Here is an 18,817-nt window from a genome sequence, read left to right as displayed (position 1 = left end):
GGGGGAGCTCCGAACACGACCTTGCGGGACGCTATGGCGGAAGCGAAAGTGCCCCCGGGCAACTGGCGGCCGGCACTCACGCCACACGCGCGGAACCGGCACGATAGGTGGAGCACATGGCCAGGCGTGACTACGAGGACGATCCCGACGCCCCGGCGGCGAACAGCCTCGTCCCGGCCGCTTCGGCGGTCGTCGTGGACGGGGACGGACGCGTCCTCCTGCAACGGCGCACCGACAACGGCATGTGGGCCCTGCCCGGCGGGAGAATGGAGCTCGGCGAGTCCATCGGGCAGTGCGCGATCCGGGAGACGCTCGAAGAGACCGGCGTGAGCGTGGAGATCGTCGGCATCGTCGGCATCGTCGGCACGTACACCGACCCCGGCCACGTCTTCGCCTACGACGACGGCGAGGTCCGGCAGGAGTTCTCCATCTGCCTCCTTGCCCGGCCCACCGGCGGCACCCTCCGCGTCTCGGACGAGTCCTTCGAGGTCGCCTGGTTCCGGCCCGAGGAGGTGGCGGGGCTGCCCATGGTCCCCGCCGTCCGCAAGCGGCTCGACGACTGGCGGGCGGGGGCCGGGCCCGTCGTGCGGTAGCGCGCGGGCCCCCCGCACGGGCCCGGATACGGCAGACTGGAGGTTTGGCCGTCCGCGTTCGGGCGGCCACCCCACGCAGGAAAGGGACGTTTGTGAACGGGCCTCTCATCGTCCAGAGCGACAAAACACTGCTTCTCGAGGTCGACCACGAGCTCGCCGGCGCGGCGCGGCGGGCCATCGCGCCCTTCGCCGAGCTGGAGCGGGCCCCCGAGCACATCCACACGTACCGGATCACCCCGCTCGGCCTGTGGAACGCGCGGGCCGCCGGGCACGACGCCGAGCAGGTCGTCGACGCGCTCGTCGAGTTCTCCCGCTACCCCGTCCCGCACGCGCTGCTCGTCGACGTCGCCGAGACCATGGCGCGCTACGGCCGCCTCACCCTCTCCAAGCACCCCGTGCACGGGCTGGTCCTGACCAGCACCGACCGGCCCGTGCTGGAGGAGATCCTGCGTTCGAAGAAGGTCGCCCCGCTCGTCGGGGCCAGGCTCGACCCCGACACCGTCGCCGTGCACCCCTCCGAGCGCGGGCAGATCAAGCAGACCCTGCTGAAGCTGGGCTGGCCGGCCGAGGACCTCGCCGGGTACGTCGACGGCGAGGCGCACCCGATCGAGCTGGAGGAGAACGGCTGGGCGCTGCGCCCGTACCAGCAGCAGGCCGTCGAGGGCTTCTGGCACGGCGGCTCGGGCGTGGTCGTCCTGCCCTGCGGCGCCGGAAAGACGCTGGTCGGGGCCGGGGCCATGGCGAAGGCCAAGGCGACGACCCTGATCCTGGTCACGAACACCGTCTCGGCCCGCCAGTGGAAGCACGAGCTGGTCAAGCGGACCTCGCTCACGGAGGAGGAGATCGGCGAGTACTCCGGCACCCGCAAGGAGATCCGGCCGGTCACCATCGCCACGTACCAGGTCCTGACGACGAAGCGGAAGGGCGTCTACCCGCACCTGGAGCTGTTCGACTCCCGGGACTGGGGCCTGATCCTCTACGACGAGGTGCACCTGCTGCCCGCGCCGGTGTTCAAGTTCACCGCCGACCTCCAGGCGCGGCGGCGCCTGGGCCTGACCGCGACGCTGGTGCGCGAGGACGGCCGCGAGTCGGACGTGTTCTCGCTGATCGGCCCCAAGCGCTTCGACGCGCCGTGGAAGGAGATCGAGGCGCAGGGCTACATCGCGCCGGCCGACTGCGTCGAGGTCCGGGTGAACCTGACCGAGAGCGAGCGGCTGGCGTACGCGACCGCCGAGACGGAGGAGAAGTACCGCTTCTGCGCGACCACGGCGACGAAGCGGAAGGTGACGGAGGCGCTCGTCGCCAAGCACAAGGGCGAGCAGACGCTGGTCATCGGGCAGTACATCGACCAGCTCGACGAACTCGGCGAGCACCTGGACGCGCCCGTCATCAAGGGCGAGACGTCCAACGCGCAGCGCGAGAAGCTCTTCGGCGCGTTCCGTGAGGGCGAGATCAGCGTGCTGGTGGTGTCGAAGGTCGCGAACTTCTCGATCGACCTGCCGGAGGCCACGGTCGCGATCCAGGTCTCCGGTACGTTCGGCTCCCGCCAGGAGGAGGCCCAGCGCCTCGGCCGCGTCCTGCGCCCGAAGGCGGACGGCCATGAGGCGCGGTTCTACTCGGTCGTCGCCCGCGACACGATCGACCAGGACTTCGCGGCGCACCGCCAGCGCTTCCTGGCCGAACAGGGCTACGCCTACCGCATCATGGACGCCGACGAACTCCGGACGTCCGACGGACCGGCGGACTGACCGGCCGCCCGGACGGACCGACCGGCCACCCGCCGTGGCCGCCTGACCGGGGATCTTCGACGACGCGGACGTCCTGCTGTCCGAGGGGCGCCCTTCGGACGGGGATGGGGACCGGGACCAGGTCCGGCGGGGGCTTCGGGCGGCGGCGGGCCGCAGCCCGGGCCAGGAGCGCGAGCAGCGGAACCGCCCAGACCCACAGGTGCGGCCAGTGCGGCAGCAGGGCCCGGCCCGGGGCGGGCAGGTGCCGGTCCCAGAACTCGGCGGAGGCCTGCGGGAGGACCAGCAGGCCGAGCAGGGCAGTACCGGCGAAGGCTCCCAGCGCGGTCAGGGCGGCCCGCACCCGCCCGGTCAGCAGCAGGTACGGGATCAGCAGCGCCGGGGTCAGGGAGATCCCGGCGGCGGTGCCCAGCGCGAAGCCCTTGCCGAGGGCCGCGCGGGGCCGGCGCAGGTCCCACAGGACCAGGCAGGCCAGCGCCAGGTTGATCTGCCCGGCGAGCAGGCTCTGGAACAGCGGCTCCACCCAGAGCCCGGCGATGGTGGCGGCCAGGACGGGCCCGGGCCGGACCGGCAGTCCCGCGAGGCGGCAGGACATCCGGATCAGCAGCGCGAGCAGGACCGCGTTGCCGAGCACGAAGACGGCCTTGAGCACCCCGGAGGGCAGCCAGGCGGCCGGGGTGAACATGATCGCCGCGAACGGCGGGTACGCGGCGGGAGGCCGCCATTCGGCGGCGCTGAAACCGGCGCTGAAACCGGAGGCGAGGCCGTCGGCGATCGGGATCCGCACCACGACGCACAGCACGCCGAGCGCGAGGAGCGGGCCCGTGACCAGTACGCCGACCAGGGGCGACGTCGGCGGGCTGGAAGGGAGACTCCGGGTCACGCGCGTGACCCTAGTGGATCACCACGGCCGCCCCGCCGCTATCCGGCCAGGCGGAGCAGGGGCCGCGGTGGTCAGCGGCGTATGACGCCGGCGTCCTCGGCGTACTCGCCCAGGACGACCACGCTCACGGCGGCGGAGGCGAAGACCTTCGCGGCGCGCAGGGCGTTGCCCACCAGGTGGCGGGGGCGGGAGTCGGAGGTGGCGGTGGCGCCGCTAGGGCGGCCGCCCCGGATCGGGGTGAAGGTTGCGGTGCTCATGTATCCATGGTGCGTTCCTTTCCCGGATCGCACATCGGTCTGCGGGTGGAACCCCAGGCCCTCGCGCCTACTCCTGCCGGCTCATGCCGCCCCCTAGTGGCCTGCCTGAGGTCTGACACTCCCAGGTACTACCCCGGACGGTCCCACCCCTCCGCCGGACTTCCCGCCGCTAAATCCATTCGCGCCGCGTCCGCCCGCTGACTACAATCTCCGCTCTTGCCGCCTCCCGCCGCCGTTTCGGGGAGAGCCGCCCTCCGGCCGGAAACCGGCGGGCTCCGTTCCGTACCGATCAGCAGCTGGAGGCATTTCCGTGTCCGCGCACGCCCCCGAGACCGGCATCGACGACGACGGCGCCAACGACGGCGACTCCGGCGCCGCCGCCCACCCCCTCGCCCGCGAGCAGGCCCACCTCACCGCCTCCCGCGCCGCGCTCCGCGCCATGCGCGAGGACGTCGAGGCCCTGGACATCCGCGACGTCACCGCGAACTGGGTCAACGCGATCGTCCTCCAGGCCCAGATCGACGACCGGATCAAGGCCCTCGCCGACCTCGCGCACACCCCGCTCTTCTTCGGCCGCCTCAACTACCTGCACGCACCCGGCGCCGAACTCGCCGAGGGCGCGGAGGGCGAGCAGTTCTACATCGGCCGCCGCCACGTCCACGACGCCGACGGCGACCCCATGGTCATCGACTGGCGCGCGCCCGTCTCCCAGCCCTTCTACCGGGCCTCCAAGAACGACCCGCAGGACATCGCCCTGCGCCGCCGCTTCGGCTACACCGGCGGCGAGCTCACCGCGTACGAGGACGAGCACCTCTCCGATCCCTCCGAGGCGGCCGCCGTCAGCAAGCTGCTCCAGCAGGAGATCGAGCGGCCGCGCGTGGGCCCCATGCGCGACATCGTCGCGACGATCCAGCCGGAGCAGGACGAGATCGTCCGCTCCGGCCTGTCCGGTTCCGTCTGCGTGCAGGGCGGCCCGGGCACCGGAAAGACGGCCGTCGGCCTGCACCGCGTCGCCTACCTGCTGTACGCGCACCGCGAGCGGCTCGCCCGCACCGGCACGCTCGTCATCGGGCCGAACCGTTCCTTCCTCCACTACATCGAGCAGGTCCTGCCGGCCCTGGGCGAGCTGGAGGTCAAGCAGGCCACCGTCGAGGACCTCGTCGCCCGCGACGGCCTGGAGATCCGCGGCGCCGACACCGCCGCCACCGCCGTCGTCAAGGGCGACGCCCGCATGGCGGAAGTGCTGCGCCGCGCCGTCCGCTCGCACGTCACCCCGCCCGCCGAGCCGCTGATGGTGGTGCGCGGTTCGCGCCGGTGGCGGGTGCCGGCGTACGAGCTGGAGGAGATCGTCGCCGAGCTCCAGGACCGCGACATCCGCTACGGCGCCGCCCGCGACGCACTGCCGCAGCGGATCGCGCACACCGTGCTCGTACGGATGGAGCAGGCGGGCGAGGCCCCCGACGACCGCGTCCAGGACGCGGTGGCCCGGAGCGCCGCCGTGAAGGCGGCGGTCAAGGCGATGTGGCCGGCCGTGGAACCGGCCAAGCTGGTGCTGCGCCTGCTGTCGGACGCGCGGTTCCTGGCGGAGCACGCGGCGGGGGTGCTCTCGGAGGAGGAGCAGGCGCTGCTGCTGTGGGCGAAGCCGTTCCGCAGCGTGAAGTCGGCGAAGTGGTCGGCCGCCGACCTGGTGCTGATCGACGAGGCGGCCGACCTGGTGGAGCGCACGCACTCGCTGGGCCACGTCGTCCTCGACGAGGCCCAGGACCTGTCGCCGATGCAGTACCGGGCGGTGGGGCGGCGCTGTACGACCGGCTCGGCGACGGTGCTCGGCGACCTCGCGCAGGGCACCACCCCGTGGGCCACGCGCAGCTGGGACGAGGCCCTCTCCCACCTCGGCAAGGCGGAGGCGGTGCTGGAGGAGCTGACGGCGGGCTTCCGCGTACCGCGCGAGGTGATCGCGTACGCCTCGCGGCTGCTGCCGTCGATCTCGCCGGGGCTGGCTCCGGTCTCCTCGGTGCGCGAGACGCCGGGATCGCTGGTCGTGGCGCCGGCGGTGGAGCCGTCGGAGCTGACCGCCGCCGTGGTCGGTGCCTGCCGCGACTCGCTCCGCCACGAGGGCTCGATCGGCCTGATCGCGGCGGACGCCCGGGTCCCGGAGCTGGCGCGGGCGCTGGAGGAGGCGGGGATGGCGTACCTCTCCCCCGGCGAGGAGACGACGGCGTTCTCGCGCCTGACCCTCGTGCCGGCCTCGCTGGCGAAGGGCCTGGAGTACGACTACGTGGTCCTGGACGAGCCCGCGGCGATCGTGTCGGGCGAGCCCGACGAGCGGACGGGCCTGCGCCGCCTGTACGTGTGCCTCACCCGAGCGGTGTCGGGCCTGACGCTGCTGCACGCGGACCCGCTGCCGGCCGAACTGGTCTGAGGCGTGTCGCGGATCCTGAGGCCCGTGTGACGGATCCGAGTCGTCTCGCGGATCGGGCCGGAGGACGGCTGCGTCCTCCGGCCCGGCGTCAGGACAGGGCCGCGCGCCAGTCGGCCACGGCCGCTGCCGAGACCGGCGCCGTCCAGCCGTCGGGGCGGGCCGCGCCGCCGATGTGGAACGCGTCGATCCCCGCCGCCAGCAGCTCCGGCAGGTGCGACAGCGCCAGCCCGCCGCCCACCAGGATCTGCGCGGTGTACCCCGGCTCACCGCGGCGCGCCGCCTCCGCGAGCAGCACCGGCAGCCCGGCGTCCACGCCGGCCGCCGACCCCGCCGTCAGGTACGTGTCCGGCGCCGCGGACTCCGGCAGCTCCGCGAGCGCCTTGCGCAGCTGGTCCCGGTCCGCGGCCCGGTCGATGGCCCGGTGGAAGGTCCATTTGCAGCCGCCCAGCTCGGCCACGACCGCCTCGATCGCGGCCAGGTCCGGGGAGCCGTCCGCGTCCAGGAACCCGAGGACGAACTCGTCCGCCCCCTCCGCCCGCAGCGCCCGGGCCCGCGCGGCCAGCATTTCCTGGTCCGCGGCCGAGCCCGCCGAGAAGCCGTCGGCCGTACGGAGCATCACGCGCAGCGGGATGTCGACCGCCGCCCTGATCGCCGCGAAGGTCTCGCGCGGCGGGGTGAGCCCGTCGGCGGCCATGTCGGTGACCAGTTCGAGGCGGTCCGCCCCACCCGCCCGGGCCGCGACCGCGTCCTGCGCGTCGAGGGCGATCACCTCCAGGACTGCACGGTTGCTCATTGGGCCCCACTCCTCCGGAAAGCTGCTGGTATGCAAAATAGGTCTAGTCCAATATCCAGAGTACGGGCCGCCGCCCACCCTCCACCAGCACAATCACGCCACCCGCACAATGTGCGCATGGACCCCTACGGGCGACCGTACGGACGCCCGGAGGGACGACCGGATGGACGACCGTCCGGCCGACCGGATGGACGACCCGAATGGATGACCGGATGGACACCGCCACGCTCCGCGCCCGCTGGCACGCGACCACCGCCGCGGCCGGCGCCGCCGCCGACCGCGACCCCGACCCGTACGCCGACCGCCTCCTCGCCGCCTGGGCGGAGCCCCAGCGCCGCTACCACACCACCGCGCACCTGGCCGACGTACTCGCGCGGATCGACGTACTGGCCGCGTACGCCGCCGACCCCGCCGCCGTCGAGCTCGCCGCCTGGTTCCACGACGCCGTCTACCGCCCCGACCGCTCCGAGAACGAGGAGCGCAGCGCCGCCCTCGCCGAGCGCGCCCTGCCCGAGCTCGGCATCGACGCGGCCCGCACCGCCGAGGTCGCCCGGCTGGTCCGGCTCACCGTCACCCACGACCCCGCCCCCGGAGACACCAACGGCGAGGCGCTCTGCGACGCCGACCTGGCGGTGCTCGCGGGCGGGCCCGACGCGTACGCGGCGTACGTCGGCGCCGTCCGCGCCGAGTACGGGTTCGTCCCCGAGGAGGCCTTCCGCAGCGGCCGGGCCGCCGTACTGCGCCAGCTGCTAGGCCTCCCCCGCCTCTTCCGCACCCCGTACGGCGCCGCGCACTGGGAGGCCCCGGCCCGCCGCAACCTGGCCGCCGAACTCGCCGACCTGAGCACCGGCCCGACCACCGGCCCGGGCACCGGCCCGACCACCGACACGGGCGCCGGACCGGGCAGCGATCCCGCCGCCCGGGAATGAGATCCCGTTCGCGGCGGTTTGTGCAGAGCATGCCCTCCGCCACACCTCCGGCCGCAGGCCGCTCGCGCATGCCCGTCGCCGTCTACGTCCTCGGACTGTCCGTCTTCGCGCTCGGGACCAGCGAGTTCATGCTTTCGGGGCTGCTGCCACCCATCGCGCAGGACATGGACGTCACCATCCCGCAGGCCGGCCTGCTCATATCGGCCTTCGCGATCGGCATGGTCGTCGGGGCGCCGCTGCTGGCGGTGGCCACCCTGCGGCTCCCTCGCCGCACCACCCTCATCGCCCTCATCAGCCTCTTCGGCCTCGGGCAGGTGGCGGGCGCGCTGGCCCCCTCGTACGAGCTCCTCTTCGCCTCCCGCGTCGTCTCCGCCCTCGCCTGCGCCGGATTCTGGGCGGTCGGCGCGGCCGTCGCCATCGCGATGGTGGACAAGGACCAGCGGGCCCGGGCCATGGCCGTCATGATCGGCGGCCTCTCCGTCGCCAACGTCCTCGGCGTCCCCGCCGGAGCCTTCCTCGGCGAGAACCTGGGCTGGCGGTCCGCGTTCTGGTCGGTCGGCGCGGCCTCGGCGGTCGCCCTCGTCGGCATCCTCGCGCTGATCCCGGACATCCCGCGGCCCGCCGTACGGCCGACCCTCGCGCGCGAGCTGCGCATCTACCGCGACCGCCAGGTGTGGCTGTCGATCGGCGTGACGGCGCTGGCCGCGGGCGGCGTCTTCTGCGCCTTCAGCTACCTGTCGCCGCTGCTGACGGAGGTCGCCGGACTCGACGCCGGCTGGGTGCCGTGGGTGCTCGCGCTGTTCGGCGTCGGCGCGCTCGTCGGCGCGACGATCGGCGGGCGGATCGCCGACGCGCACTTGTTCGGCGTGATGCTGTGGGGCATCACCGCGTCCACGGTCTTCCTCCTCGCGCTGGCCCTGTTCGCCTCCTCGGCGGTGGCGGCCGTCGGCCTGTCGTTCCTGATCGGAGTCTCGGCCTTCGCCACGGCGCCGGCGCTCAACGCCCGCATGTTCAACGTGGCGGGCGCTGCCCCGACCCTGGCCGGAGCCACCACGACGGCCGCGTTCAACCTGGGCAACACGGGCGGACCCTGGCTCGGCGGCGCGGTCATCGACGCGGGCCGCGGCTTCGCCGCCACCGCGTGGGCGGGCGCCGCGATGACGGTGACGGCCATCGCCCTGGGCGCGATCGCCCTGCGCCTGCACACCCGCACCCCGCAGCCGCCGACCCGGGTGATCGCGTCCTCCGCCCCGCAGGCCGCCCCGGCCACCGCGGACTCGGCCGCGCACTGACCCGGGCCCCCTGCCCTTACGCCGCCGGGCGCCCCTTCGGGCGGCGCAGGCCCGCGGCCGTCAGGCGGCGGACCAGTTCCTTGCTGCCGACCTCCACCGCGCCCGCGGCGACCGCGTCCGCGTAGCGGTGCGAGGGCACGTCGTAGTGGTCCCGCTCGAACGCCTTCGCCGGGCAGCCGATCGACGCGGCGAAGGCGTGCAGTTCCTCGTACGAGACGTCGCTGACCAGGTGGGACCACATGCGGCCGTGGCCCGGCCAGGTCGGCGGGTCGATGTAGAGCGTCACCGGCCGCTCACCGGCCGGCGCCGAACACGGGCGCGAGGCCGCCTACCGCGGCGACCTTCACTCCGGCCTTCGCGCACACCCAGTGCGGATCGGGCCCCAACTCCGGCTCCACGTCCAGCGCGTGCGGATCGCCGTGCGAGCAGACCGGGCACAGCGGCCAGCGCCCGTACTTCTCCAGCAGCGCGTCCTGTACGTCCTGGGCGACGAGTCCGGCGAGGTAGCCGACCCCTTCCGGCCACTGCTCCACCCACCACCGGCGGTGCGTGACCGAGTCCTCGACGAGGGAGACGACATCGGCCTCCGCGACCTCGCCCGCGACGAGATCGGCGAGGACGAGGGCGCGGGCGGCGTGCAGCGCCTGTTCCAGGGGGGTCGCGTGGTCCATGCGCCCATTGTGAACCCGTACGGCCCAAGTGGTGAAGGTCGTTCCCGTACCGGTGCCCGAATGGTGCCTTGACCCCCACCCCGGCCGAAAATAGATTTCAGAGATGAGCAAGGACCCGAAAGTAACTTTCAGCGAGGGAGGTGGCGCGGGCGCCGACCCGGCAGCCGCCCCCGGCACCGCCCCGGGCCCCACCCCCGGCACCCCCTCCGGGGCGGTCCCGGACGCCGTCCCGCTGCGCGCCCGCGTCCGCAGCCTCGGCCCCTCCATGACCCGCTCCGTCCAGGCCGTCGCCGAAACCGTCGCCGCCGACCCGGCCGGCTGCTCCCGCCTCACCGTCAGCGCACTCGCCGCCCGCACCGGCACCAGCGAGGCCACCGTCGTCCGCACCGCCCGCCTCCTCGGCTACCCCGGCTACCGCGACCTGCGCCTGGCCCTCGCCGCGCTCGCCGCGCGGCAGGAGACCGGCTCGGCCCCCGTCGTCACCGCCGACATAGCCGTCGACGACCCGATCGCCGACGTCGTCGCGAAGCTGGCCCACGAGGAGGCCCAGACCCTCGCCGACACCGCCGCCGGACTCGACCTCACCGCGCTCGCCGCCGCCGCCACCGCGCTCGCGACCGCCCGCCGGATCGACATCTACGGCGTCGGTGCCTCCGCCCTCGTCGCCCAGGACCTCGCCCAGAAGCTGCTGCGCATCGGCCTCGTCGCCCACGCGCACGGCGACCCCCACCTGGCCGTCACCGGCGCCGTCCAGCTGCGCCCCGGCGACGCCGCCGTCGCGATCACCCACTCCGGCGCCACCGGCGACGTGATCGACCCCCTCCGCACGGCCTTCGAACGCGGCGCCACCACCATCGCGCTCACCGGCCGCCCGCACGCCCCCGTCACCCACTGCGCCGACCTCGTACTGGCCACCTCCGCCGCCCGCGAGACCCGGCTGCGCCCGGCCGCCATGTCCAGCCGGACCAGCCAACTCCTCGTCGTCGACTGCCTGTTCGTCGCCGTCGCGCAGCAGACGTACGAGACCGCCGCACCCGCGCTCGCCGCCTCCCACGAGGCCCTCGCCCCCCGCCGATCCGCCAGGAGCCCCCGCCCATGACCGGCTCGTACACCGCGCTCCGCGCCCAGCTCGACACCCTGACCACCGAAGCCTTCCGGCCCGAACTCGCCGAGATCGACCGGCAGTCCACCCTCGACATCGCCCGGACCATGAACGCCGAGGACGCCACCGTCCCGGCCGCCGTCGCCGCGCAGCTGCCGCGCATCGCCGCCGCGATCGACGCCATCGCGCCGCGGATGGCCCGCGGCGGGCGGCTCGTGTACGCGGGCGCCGGCACGGCCGGCCGGATGGGCGTACTGGACGCCAGCGAGTGCCCACCCACCTTCAACACCGACCCGGCGCAGGTCGTAGGCCTGATCGCGGGCGGGCCCGGGGCCGTGGTCCGGTCCGTCGAGGGCGCCGAGGACTCGAAGGAGCTGGCCGCCGAGGACCTCACCGCCCTGGGGATCGGACCGCAGGACACCGTCGTCGGCGTCTCCGCCTCCGGCCGCACCCCGTACGCGATCGGCGCCGTCGAGTACGCCCGTACGCGCGGCGCGCTCACGGTCGGCCTGTCCTGCAACGCCGGCTCGGCGCTGGCCGCCGCCGCCGAACACGGCATCGAGGTGGTCACCGGGCCCGAGCTGCTGACCGGGTCCACCCGGCTGAAGGCCGGTACCGCGCAAAAGCTCGTACTGAACCTGATCTCGACGATCACCATGATCCGGCTCGGCAAGACGTACGGGAACCTGATGGTCGACCTGCGCGCCTCCAACGAGAAGCTGCGCGCCCGCTCCCGCCGGATCGTCGCGCTGGCCACCGGGGCGCCGGACGAGGAGATCGAGGCCGCGCTCGACGCCGCGGGCGGCGAGGTCAAGCAGGCCGTGCTCGTACTGCTCGGCGGCGTGGACGGCTCGGCGGCGGCCGAACTGCTCACGGCCGCGCACGGCCACCTCCGCGAGGCCCTGGCGATGACCCCGGCGCCGGCTCCGGCGCCGGCCTCGAATCGGACTCCTTGACCTGCTGACCTGCTGACCTGCTGACTGCCCCGTTTCCCCGACGCAAGGCGATCACCACATGTCCACTGACAAGAACCGCGCCACAGCCGCCGCGATCCTCCCCCTGGTCGGCGGCCCGGACAACATCAGCTCGATCGCGCACTGCATGACCCGCCTGCGCATCGCGCTCCACGACCGCTCGCTCGTCGACGACGAGGCCCTGCGGGCGCTGCCCGCGGTCCTGGGCGTCGTCGAGGACGAGACGTACCAGATCGTGCTGGGCCCGGGGACGGTCGCCCGGGTGACCCCGGAGTTCGAGGCGCTCGTCGAGGAGGGCCGCGCTGCCGGTCATCTCCCGCGCACGCCGGTCACCGCCGGGGAACTCGCCGCCCAGGGCGCCGCGTTGAAGGAGGCGCAGCGGGCCCGCAACAGCACGCCGGTGAAGCTGTTCCTGCGCCGGATCGCGAACATCTTCGTCCCGCTGATCCCCGCGCTCATCGGCTGCGGCATCATCGCGGGCCTGAACGGCGTGCTGCTCAACACCGGCTGGCTGCCCACCGTCGTCCCGGCGCTCGCCGCGATCGCCTCCGGGTTCATGTCGCTGATCGCGGTCTTCGTCGGCTACAACACGGCCAAGGAGTTCGGCGGTACGCCGATCCTGGGCGGGGCCGTCGCCGCGATCATCGTCTTCCCGGGCGTCACCAAGATCGACGCCTTCGGCCAGCACCTCTCCCCTGGGCAGGGCGGGGTCCTCGGGGCCCTGGCCGCCGCCTTCCTCGCCGTCCACGTGGAGCGGCTGTGCCGCCGGTGGGTACCGGAGTCGGTGGACGCGCTGGTCACCCCCACCCTCACCGTGCTGGTCTCCGGGCTGGTGACGATCTTCGGCCTGATGTTCCTCGCCGGGGAGGTCGCCACCGCCATCGGCTCCGCCGCCACCTGGCTGCTCTCCGCCGGCGGGGCCTTCGCCGGGCTGGTCCTCGGCGGCCTGTTCCTGCCGCTGGTGATGCTGGGCCTGCACCAGGCGCTGATCCCGATCCACACCACCCTCATCGAGCAGACCGGCCACACCGCCCTCCTGCCGATCCTCGCCATGGCGGGCGCGGGCCAGGTCGGCGCGGCGCTCGCGGTCTACTGCCGGGTGCCGCACAACCGCTCCCTGCGCACCACCATCAAATCCGCGCTCCCGGCAGGCTTCCTGGGCGTCGGCGAGCCGCTGATCTACGGGGTCTCCCTCCCGCTCGGGCGCCCCTTCGTCACCGCCTGCGTGGGCGGCGCGGCGGGCGGGGCGTTCATCGGGCTCTTCAACCAGCTCGGCGCCCCCTTCGGCGCCACCGCCATCGGCCCGTCCGGCTGGGCCCTGTTCCCGCTGCTGGACGGCCCGTCGGGACTCGGCCCGAACCTGGCGATCTACGCGGGCGGGCTGCTGACCGGCTACCTGGCCGGCTTCGTCGCCACGTACTTCTTCGGCTTCACGCGCCAGATGCTGACCGACCTCGACACCGACCAGGCCCCGACCCCGGCCGCCGCCCCACCGGCGGCCACGGAGCCCTCCCTGGCGGAGATCTAGAACGACCGGGAAGACTTCCCGGATGCAGACGCCCGCCGCCACCGCGCCCGCCGGAACCGTTCCCGCCCCCGCCCTCCCCCCGGTGGTCCCGCCGGGCCGGATGGCGGGCCGCCCCCAGCCGGTCCTGGACCTCCCGGGCCCGTTCCACCTGCGGCCGTGGACCCCGTACGACGCCCCCGCGCTGGTCGAGTCCTGCCACGACCCGGAGATCCGCCACTGGAACCGCACACCGGTGCCGACCCCGGCCGGGGCGGAGGAACGGATCGCGCGCTGGCAGGAGCGCTGGCACGCCGAGGCGGCCGCGGTCTGGGCGGTGGCCCCGAGCGGCGGGGGCCTGCCCGTCGGGCTGATCGGCGTGGCCGACCTCGATCTCCCGGGCGGCAGCGGGGAGATCCTGTACTGGCTGCTGCCCGCGGGCCGCGGCACCGGTGTCATGGCCGGGGCCACGGCCCGGGTCAGCAGCTGGGCCTTCGACGGCCTCGGCCTGCACCGCCTGCGGATCACCCACTCCGTGGCCAACCCGGCTTCCTGCCGTGTGGCGGAGAAGGCCGGCTTCCCCCTGGAGGGCACCATGCGCGGCGCCCTGCTCCACGCGGACGGATGGCACGACGAACACCTCCACGCCCGCCTGAGCACGGACGGCCCGGTCCCCGCTTGAAGCTCACCGCATGATCACACCATCGAGCTAACGCACGCCGCTGGATGCCCCTCGGGCCCGCATATGCCATCAACCTATGCACATGTATTCCCCCACCCCACACGCCGGATACGGCGGTGGCATCGGAAGTAGCATGGGTGGCATGAGCGAGCCCACCCAGAAGTACTCGATCTCGATGCCCCGCGACGTCGCCGAGGCCGCTCGCGCCCGCAGCGGCCCCTCGGGCCTGTCCGCCTACGTCACCGCCGCCGTGGCCCGCCAGATCGAGCGCGACAACCTCGCCGAGCTCATCGCCGTCGCCGAGGCGGAGCACGGGCCCATCACCGAGGAAGAGATCGAGGCGACGCGCGAGATCCAGCGGCGAGCCCGCGCCGCGCAGAGCGCCGACAGCGAGCCCGAGAGGAAAGCCTCATGACCCGTCAGGCGGCGACACCGGGCGGCACGCTCGTGCTCGACAGCGAGGGACTCGCCAAGGCCGTACTGCGGGACCGCGTGATCACGCGGTGGCTCGCCCTCGCCCTTGCCGACGACGTGCGCGTCATCACCAGCACGGCCACCCTCGTCGAAGTGATCCACCCCCAGATCAACGTGCCGGCACTGAAGTGGGCGCTGTCCCGCGTGGTGGTCGAACCCGTCACGGAGGAGATCGCCCACCACGCCACCGATCTGCTGCGCGAAGCAGGCCTGCACGGGCACAAGCACGCCATCGACGCCATGCTCGCCGCCACCGCGCTCGCGGCGCCCGGGCCGGTCACCGTCCTGACCTCCGACCCGGAGGACCTGACGGCCCTCTGCGGCAAACGCCTCGCCGCGGTCAAGGTCTGACCACCACCCCCGGGGCGGTGCTCATCACGGCCCCGGACTCACCAGCCGGTCGTCGGGGCCACGTCGAAGAGGGGCGGGAGGCGGCCGTCGTCGTCGAGGTTGACGAACGTCCTGCCGTGGAGGGCGAACGACTCGCCCAGCCGCAGCCCCCGCAGGACCGTCGACTCTCCGTCCGGGTTCCCGGTGCGCGGGTCGAGGTGCCAGAGGTGGGTGTACGCGCCCTCCGTGACCACGGCGATCCGGCCGCCGGCGCGGCCGTCGGCGGCCAGGGCGCGGACCCGCCAGTCGTGCTCGAACGCACGGGTCCACAGGTGGCGGCCGTCCTTCAGGGAGAAGGCCGCCAGGACCTCCGCCTCCTCCCGTTCCGGAACCGACGCGAACAGCACGTCGTCCGCGACCAGCCACTCCGTCCCGCCCGTGGTCGGGACGTACGGCTCCCGCGACTCGGCGCGCACCCGCCCCTGCTCGTCGAACACCAGCAGCCGCCCGTCCCCGACCGCCGCGGCCGGGGAGGCCGACACGATGCGCGGGTACTCGTACCCGACCGGCATCGGGAACCGCCAGGCGAGGGCGCCGGTGCGGGCGCCGAGCGCGAACAACTCGACCCCCCGGTCGGTCCGGGCCAGGAGCAGGACCCGCTCGGGGCCGACGGTGACCTCCACGGCCGTCGCGCCGGGCGGCAGCGGGGACCGCCACAGCTCGGCGCCGGTGGCCAGGTCGTGAGCGAGTACGGAGTCCGCCGTCGCGGCCACCGCCAGCGAGCCGCCCGCGGACGGCTTGCCGACGAGCTTCGGGAGCTCCCTGGTCCAGCGCTGTTTGCCCGAGGCGACGTCCACGGCGACGAGGCGGTTTCCGCAGCCGCTCCCCGCCGTGGCCATGGTGAGCAGGCCGGTGCCGGAGGGGGCCTGCGCACTCATCACGCAGACCTCGCCTCCGGCCGGGGCGGGCAGGCTCCAGCCGTGGCGGCCCTCGCCGTCGTAGCCGGTCACGCCGTCCGCGCGAACCCGGACCACGGAGCCCGCGGCCGGGTCCCCCGCCCAGGAGCCGAGCGGCTTCCCGGCGGCCCGGCCCAGCGGGGCCTGGTACGAGAAGAGGTCCATGTGCGGGCCGCGCAGCCACGAGAAGCCGAGCCAGGCGGGCCACAGGGCGACCAGCGCGACGGCGACCGCCGCGCTCCGGCCGACGCCGGACCCGTACGCCCGGCCCTTCACCACCGACCACCACAGTCCGCCCGCGGCCGACCCGGCGAGCAGCGTCCACCCCACCAGCGGCCCCAGTCCGCGCGGGCAGCCGCCGAAATCGCACACGCCGTCGGTCATGTCCACGACGGTCAACTTCACGGACAGGACGGCGTACAGCGCCGCGACCGCGCCGAACGCGCAGGCCGCGGCGAGGCGTACGTGGTCCCGGAGCCGCTCCACGAGCGGCGGTGGCGTGTCCATGATCCCCTTCCCCGGCCCGCAGCCTATCCGCGACGGGCCGCGGGCCCGGGGCGCGAGCCTCCGACCGGAAGGGTCAGCCGCGGGCGGCCTCGATGAAGGAGCGGATCAGGGCGGGGTCCTTCACGCCGCGCTCGCGCTCCACCCCGCTCGACACGTCCACGCCCCAGGCGCCGGTGGTCGCGACGGCTTCGCGCACGTTCCCGGGCGTCAGCCCCCCGGCCAGCAGCCAGCGGCCCTCCGGCGCGGCGAACTCCGCCGAGCCCCAGTTCCACGGCTTGCCGGAGCCGGGGTCGGGCGCGTCGAGCAGCAGCAGGTCCTCACCGTACTCCCCGCAGCGCTTCACGTGCTCCGCGGTGGCCCGCAGCAGGGTCCGGCCCCCGGCGCGCAGCGCCTCGTAGAACTCCGGGCCCTCGTCCCCGTGGAGCTGCACGCCCCGTACGCCGCTCTCCTCGGCGAAGCGCCGCACCTCCTCGACCGGCTGCCCCCGGAACACCCCGACGGTGAGCACCGAGTCCGGCACCCCCGCGGCGAGCGCCCGCGCGGTGGCGGCGTCGACGGTACGGGGACTTCCCGGCGCGAAGACGAACCCGACGGCATCGGCGCCGGCGTCCACGGCCGCACCGACGTCGTGGCCGGTCTTCAGGCCGCAGATCTTCACGAACAGCTCGCTCATGCCCCCAGTCAACCAAACCGCCCCGCCCGATGGTGATCCGTCTCGCCCCCCGGGCGCGGCCGCCCTCACCCCCGGGTACGGTGCCGCGTAACGCCCGAGGGCGGCACCCCCTGTACGGGAGTGCCGCCCTCGGTCGTGAGAACAGCCGATCGGCTGCGGCCGGAGCCGCGGTCGATCAGAAGTCCATGTCACCGCCCGGCATGCCGCCGCCGGCCGGGGCGCCGGCCTTCTCGGGCTTGTCGGCGATGACGGCCTCGGTGGTGAGGAAGAGGGCCGCGATCGACGCCGCGTTCTGCAGCGCGGAACGGGTGACCTTCGCCGGGTCGATGATGCCCTCGGCGATCATGTCCACGTACTCGCCGGTGGCGGCGTTGAGGCCCCAGCCGACGGTCAGGTTGCGGACCTTCTCCACGACGACGCCACCCTCAAGACCACCGTTGACGGCGATCTGCTTGAGCGGGGCCTCCAGGGCGAGCTTCACGGCGTTGGCGCCGGTCGCCTCGTCACCCGAGAGCTCGAGCTTCTCGAAGACCGCGGAGGCCTGGAGCAGGGCCACGCCACCACCGGCGACGATGCCCTCCTCGACGGCCGCCTTCGCGTTGCGAACGGCGTCCTCGATGCGGTGCTTGCGCTCCTTGAGCTCCACCTCGGTCGCGGCGCCGGCCTTGATGACGGCCACGCCGCCGGCCAGCTTCGCGAGGCGCTCCTGGAGCTTCTCGCGGTCGTAGTCCGAGTCGGAGTTCTCGATCTCGGCGCGGATCTGGTTGACGCGACCCTGAACCTGGTCGCTGTCACCCGCACCGTCGACGATCGTGGTCTCGTCCTTGGTGATGACGACCTTGCGGGCGCGGCCGAGCAGGTCCAGGCCCGCGTTCTCCAGCTTGAGGCCGACCTCCTCGGAGATGACCGTGCCGCCCGTGAGGATGGCGATGTCACCGAGCATGGCCTTGCGGCGGTCGCCGAAGCCCGGGGCCTTGACGGCGACGGACTTGAAGGTGCCGCGGATCTTGTTGACGACCAGGGTCGACAGGGCCTCGCCCTCGACGTCCTCGGCGATGATCAGCAGCGGCTTGCCGGACTGCATGACCTTCTCGAGGAGCGGCAGCAGGTCCTTGACCGAGCCGATCTTCGAGTTGACGATCAGGATGTACGGGTCGTCGAGCGACGCCTCCATACGCTCCATGTCGGTGGCGAAGTACGCCGAGATGTAGCCCTTGTCGAAGCGCATGCCCTCGGTGAGCTCGAGCTCCAGACCGAAGGTCTGGGACTCCTCGACGGTGATGACGCCTTCCTTGCCGACCTTGTCCATGGCCTCGGCGATGAGCTCGCCGATCTGGGTGTCGGCGGCGGAGATGGAGGCCGTGGAAGCGATCTGCTCCTTGGTCTCGACATCCTTCGCCTGCTCGAGCAGGGCGCCGGAGACGGCCTCGACGGCCTTCTCGATACCGCGCTTGAGGGCCATCGGGTTGGCGCCGGCGGCCACGTTGCGCAGGCCCTCGCGGACGAGCGCCTGGGCGAGCACGGTGGCGGTGGTCGTACCGTCGCCCGCGACGTCGTCCGTCTTCTTGGCGACTTCCTTGACCAGCTCGGCGCCGATCTTCTCGTACGGGTCCTCGAGCTCGATCTCCTTGGCGATGGAGACGCCATCGTTGGTGATCGTGGGGGCGCCCCACTTCTTCTCAAGGACGACGTTGCGACCCTTGGGGCCAAGGGTGACCTTGACGGCGTCGGCGAGCTGGTTCATCCCGCGCTCGAGACCGCGCCGGGCCTCCTCGTCGAACGCAATGATCTTGGCCATCTGAAGTGGTCCTCCAGGACTGGGGTTCCCCCTGCACCGTCGGTACGAGGGGAGGGTTGGATTGCTCCGGACCGCGCCCGCGCCCGCGACGGACGGCCTGCGTGCCCGGCGGTTCCTTCCCGCCGGACCCTGCGGGCCTCACCGACCCGGTCCCGTGTAGTAGCACTCTCAACCGGAGAGTGCTAACGCCAATGATTAGCACTCGACCCCTCCGAGTGCAAGCGGCTTGGAC

19 protein-coding genes are annotated in these 18,817 nt (G+C 73.6%); 11 read left to right on the top strand and 8 right to left on the bottom strand.

From position 1 onward, the window contains the following. Window positions 1-116 precede the first annotated feature (116 nt). Both ACS04_RS07770 and ACS04_RS07765 read left to right on the top strand, forming a co-directional pair. Entirely contained in the window at window positions 117-593 is a 477-nt protein-coding gene (locus ACS04_RS07770; protein ID WP_048475821.1) for an NUDIX hydrolase, read from the top strand. Between the two features lie 92 nt (window positions 594-685). Beyond that, a complete protein-coding gene (locus ACS04_RS07765; protein WP_048475783.1) occupies window positions 686-2,341 on the top strand; it encodes a DNA repair helicase XPB in 1,656 nt (551 codons plus the stop codon). Here ACS04_RS07765 and ACS04_RS07760 read toward each other — a convergent pair. Both ACS04_RS07760 and ACS04_RS07755 read right to left on the bottom strand, forming a co-directional pair. Continuing rightward, window positions 2,295-3,221, bottom strand: a complete 927-nt coding sequence (locus tag ACS04_RS07760; protein ID WP_053080721.1) for a glycosyltransferase family 87 protein — start codon at window positions 3,219-3,221, stop codon at window positions 2,295-2,297. The two genes, ACS04_RS07765 and ACS04_RS07760, sit on opposite strands and share 47 nt — an antisense overlap. A 71-nt stretch (window positions 3,222-3,292) precedes the next feature. Beyond that, a complete protein-coding gene (locus ACS04_RS07755) occupies window positions 3,293-3,478 on the bottom strand; it encodes a hypothetical protein (RefSeq protein WP_030858490.1) in 186 nt (61 codons plus the stop codon). Between the two features lie 337 nt (window positions 3,479-3,815). Between ACS04_RS07755 and ACS04_RS07750 the strand changes: the two genes are divergently transcribed. Next, window positions 3,816-5,900 carry a HelD family protein gene (locus tag ACS04_RS07750; protein WP_048475819.1) on the top strand — a complete coding sequence of 695 codons (2,085 nt, stop codon included), beginning with the start codon at window positions 3,816-3,818 and terminating at the stop codon, window positions 5,898-5,900. A gap of 88 nt (window positions 5,901-5,988) precedes the next feature. Here ACS04_RS07750 and ACS04_RS07745 read toward each other — a convergent pair whose 3' ends face one another. Further along, window positions 5,989-6,693, bottom strand: a complete 705-nt coding sequence (locus ACS04_RS07745) for a copper homeostasis protein CutC (protein ID WP_048475782.1) — start codon at window positions 6,691-6,693, stop codon at window positions 5,989-5,991. 212 nt (window positions 6,694-6,905) lie between these two features. Here ACS04_RS07745 and ACS04_RS07740 point away from each other — a divergent pair, with 212 nt between their 5' ends. Both ACS04_RS07740 and ACS04_RS07735 read left to right on the top strand, forming a co-directional pair. Beyond that, window positions 6,906-7,622, top strand: coding sequence for an HD domain-containing protein (locus ACS04_RS07740; protein WP_342449396.1), 717 nt, complete (start codon window positions 6,906-6,908; stop codon window positions 7,620-7,622). 68 nt (window positions 7,623-7,690) lie between these two features. After that, entirely contained in the window at window positions 7,691-8,914 is a 1,224-nt protein-coding gene (locus ACS04_RS07735) for a Cmx/CmrA family chloramphenicol efflux MFS transporter (protein WP_048475818.1), read from the top strand. 16 nt (window positions 8,915-8,930) lie between these two features. Here the strand turns inward: ACS04_RS07735 and ACS04_RS07730 are convergent, their stop codons facing one another. Both ACS04_RS07730 and ACS04_RS07725 read right to left on the bottom strand, forming a co-directional pair. Next, window positions 8,931-9,200 carry a DUF4031 domain-containing protein gene (locus ACS04_RS07730; protein ID WP_048475780.1) on the bottom strand — a complete coding sequence of 90 codons (270 nt, stop codon included), beginning with the start codon at window positions 9,198-9,200 and terminating at the stop codon, window positions 8,931-8,933. Between the two features lie 7 nt (window positions 9,201-9,207). Further along, the gene (locus ACS04_RS07725) at window positions 9,208-9,585 is read right to left on the bottom strand and encodes a hypothetical protein (RefSeq protein WP_048475779.1); all 378 of its coding nucleotides are present in this window, start codon (window positions 9,583-9,585) and stop codon (window positions 9,208-9,210) included. Window positions 9,586-9,688: 103 nt separating this feature from the next. Here ACS04_RS07725 and ACS04_RS07720 point away from each other — a divergent pair, with 103 nt between their 5' ends. From ACS04_RS07720 to ACS04_RS07695, 6 genes are all read left to right on the top strand, one after another. Continuing rightward, entirely contained in the window at window positions 9,689-10,684 is a 996-nt protein-coding gene (locus tag ACS04_RS07720; protein ID WP_048475778.1) for a MurR/RpiR family transcriptional regulator, read from the top strand. Further along, the gene (murQ, locus tag ACS04_RS07715; protein WP_048475777.1) at window positions 10,681-11,643 is read left to right on the top strand and encodes an N-acetylmuramic acid 6-phosphate etherase; all 963 of its coding nucleotides are present in this window, start codon (window positions 10,681-10,683) and stop codon (window positions 11,641-11,643) included. Before ACS04_RS07720 ends, murQ begins: the two co-directional genes overlap by 4 nt. Before the next feature lie 58 nt (window positions 11,644-11,701). Next, entirely contained in the window at window positions 11,702-13,189 is a 1,488-nt protein-coding gene (locus ACS04_RS07710; protein ID WP_048475776.1) for a PTS transporter subunit EIIC, read from the top strand. Window positions 13,190-13,211: 22 nt separating this feature from the next. After that, the gene (locus tag ACS04_RS07705) at window positions 13,212-13,847 is read left to right on the top strand and encodes a GNAT family N-acetyltransferase (RefSeq protein WP_048475775.1); all 636 of its coding nucleotides are present in this window, start codon (window positions 13,212-13,214) and stop codon (window positions 13,845-13,847) included. Between the two features lie 142 nt (window positions 13,848-13,989). Then, window positions 13,990-14,262 carry a hypothetical protein gene (locus tag ACS04_RS07700; protein ID WP_048475774.1) on the top strand — a complete coding sequence of 91 codons (273 nt, stop codon included), beginning with the start codon at window positions 13,990-13,992 and terminating at the stop codon, window positions 14,260-14,262. Then, on the top strand, window positions 14,259-14,672 hold the full coding sequence (locus ACS04_RS07695) for a PIN domain-containing protein (RefSeq protein WP_048475773.1): 414 nt from the start codon (window positions 14,259-14,261) through the stop codon (window positions 14,670-14,672). Before ACS04_RS07700 ends, ACS04_RS07695 begins: the two co-directional genes overlap by 4 nt. A 38-nt stretch (window positions 14,673-14,710) precedes the next feature. Here the strand turns inward: ACS04_RS07695 and ACS04_RS07690 are convergent, their stop codons facing one another. The 3 genes from ACS04_RS07690 to groL all read right to left on the bottom strand — a co-directional run bounded on the left by ACS04_RS07690 (window position 14,711) and on the right by groL (window position 18,585). After that, window positions 14,711-16,114: an outer membrane protein assembly factor BamB family protein gene (locus tag ACS04_RS07690; protein WP_048475772.1), complete on the bottom strand. Its 1,404-nt coding sequence runs from the start codon at window positions 16,112-16,114 to the stop codon at window positions 14,711-14,713. Between the two features lie 73 nt (window positions 16,115-16,187). After that, window positions 16,188-16,787, bottom strand: a complete 600-nt coding sequence (locus ACS04_RS07685; protein WP_048475771.1) for a phosphoribosylanthranilate isomerase — start codon at window positions 16,785-16,787, stop codon at window positions 16,188-16,190. Between the two features lie 175 nt (window positions 16,788-16,962). Continuing rightward, on the bottom strand, window positions 16,963-18,585 hold the full coding sequence (gene groL / locus ACS04_RS07680) for a chaperonin GroEL (protein ID WP_048475770.1): 1,623 nt from the start codon (window positions 18,583-18,585) through the stop codon (window positions 16,963-16,965). Window positions 18,586-18,817: the final 232 nt, after the last annotated feature.

Origin of the sequence: Streptomyces roseus, from assembly GCF_001044425.1 — a bacterium.
GTDB lineage: Bacteria > Actinomycetota > Actinomycetes > Streptomycetales > Streptomycetaceae > Streptomyces > Streptomyces roseus.
This window is presented reverse-complemented; position numbering and strand designations above follow the sequence as displayed.

Coding starts and splice junctions, on each gene's coding strand:
- ACS04_RS07770 (WP_048475821.1), top strand. CDS start 117: ATGGCCAGGCGTGACTACGAGGACGATCCCGACGCCCCGGCGGCGAAC.
- ACS04_RS07755 (WP_030858490.1), bottom strand. CDS start 3,478: ATGAGCACCGCAACCTTCACCCCGATCCGGGGCGGCCGCCCTAGCGGC.
- ACS04_RS07745 (WP_048475782.1), bottom strand. CDS start 6,693: ATGAGCAACCGTGCAGTCCTGGAGGTGATCGCCCTCGACGCGCAGGAC.
- ACS04_RS07740 (WP_342449396.1), top strand. CDS start 6,906: ATGGACACCGCCACGCTCCGCGCCCGCTGGCACGCGACCACCGCCGCG.
- ACS04_RS07735 (WP_048475818.1), top strand. CDS start 7,691: ATGCCCGTCGCCGTCTACGTCCTCGGACTGTCCGTCTTCGCGCTCGGG.
- ACS04_RS07725 (WP_048475779.1), bottom strand. CDS start 9,585: ATGGACCACGCGACCCCCCTGGAACAGGCGCTGCACGCCGCCCGCGCC.
- ACS04_RS07720 (WP_048475778.1), top strand. CDS start 9,689: ATGAGCAAGGACCCGAAAGTAACTTTCAGCGAGGGAGGTGGCGCGGGC.
- murQ (WP_048475777.1), top strand. CDS start 10,681: ATGACCGGCTCGTACACCGCGCTCCGCGCCCAGCTCGACACCCTGACC.
- ACS04_RS07710 (WP_048475776.1), top strand. CDS start 11,702: ATGTCCACTGACAAGAACCGCGCCACAGCCGCCGCGATCCTCCCCCTG.
- ACS04_RS07705 (WP_048475775.1), top strand. CDS start 13,212: ATGCAGACGCCCGCCGCCACCGCGCCCGCCGGAACCGTTCCCGCCCCC.
- ACS04_RS07700 (WP_048475774.1), top strand. CDS start 13,990: ATGAGCGAGCCCACCCAGAAGTACTCGATCTCGATGCCCCGCGACGTC.
- ACS04_RS07695 (WP_048475773.1), top strand. CDS start 14,259: ATGACCCGTCAGGCGGCGACACCGGGCGGCACGCTCGTGCTCGACAGC.
- ACS04_RS07690 (WP_048475772.1), bottom strand. CDS start 16,114: ATGGACACGCCACCGCCGCTCGTGGAGCGGCTCCGGGACCACGTACGC.
- ACS04_RS07685 (WP_048475771.1), bottom strand. CDS start 16,787: ATGAGCGAGCTGTTCGTGAAGATCTGCGGCCTGAAGACCGGCCACGAC.
- groL (WP_048475770.1), bottom strand. CDS start 18,585: ATGGCCAAGATCATTGCGTTCGACGAGGAGGCCCGGCGCGGTCTCGAG.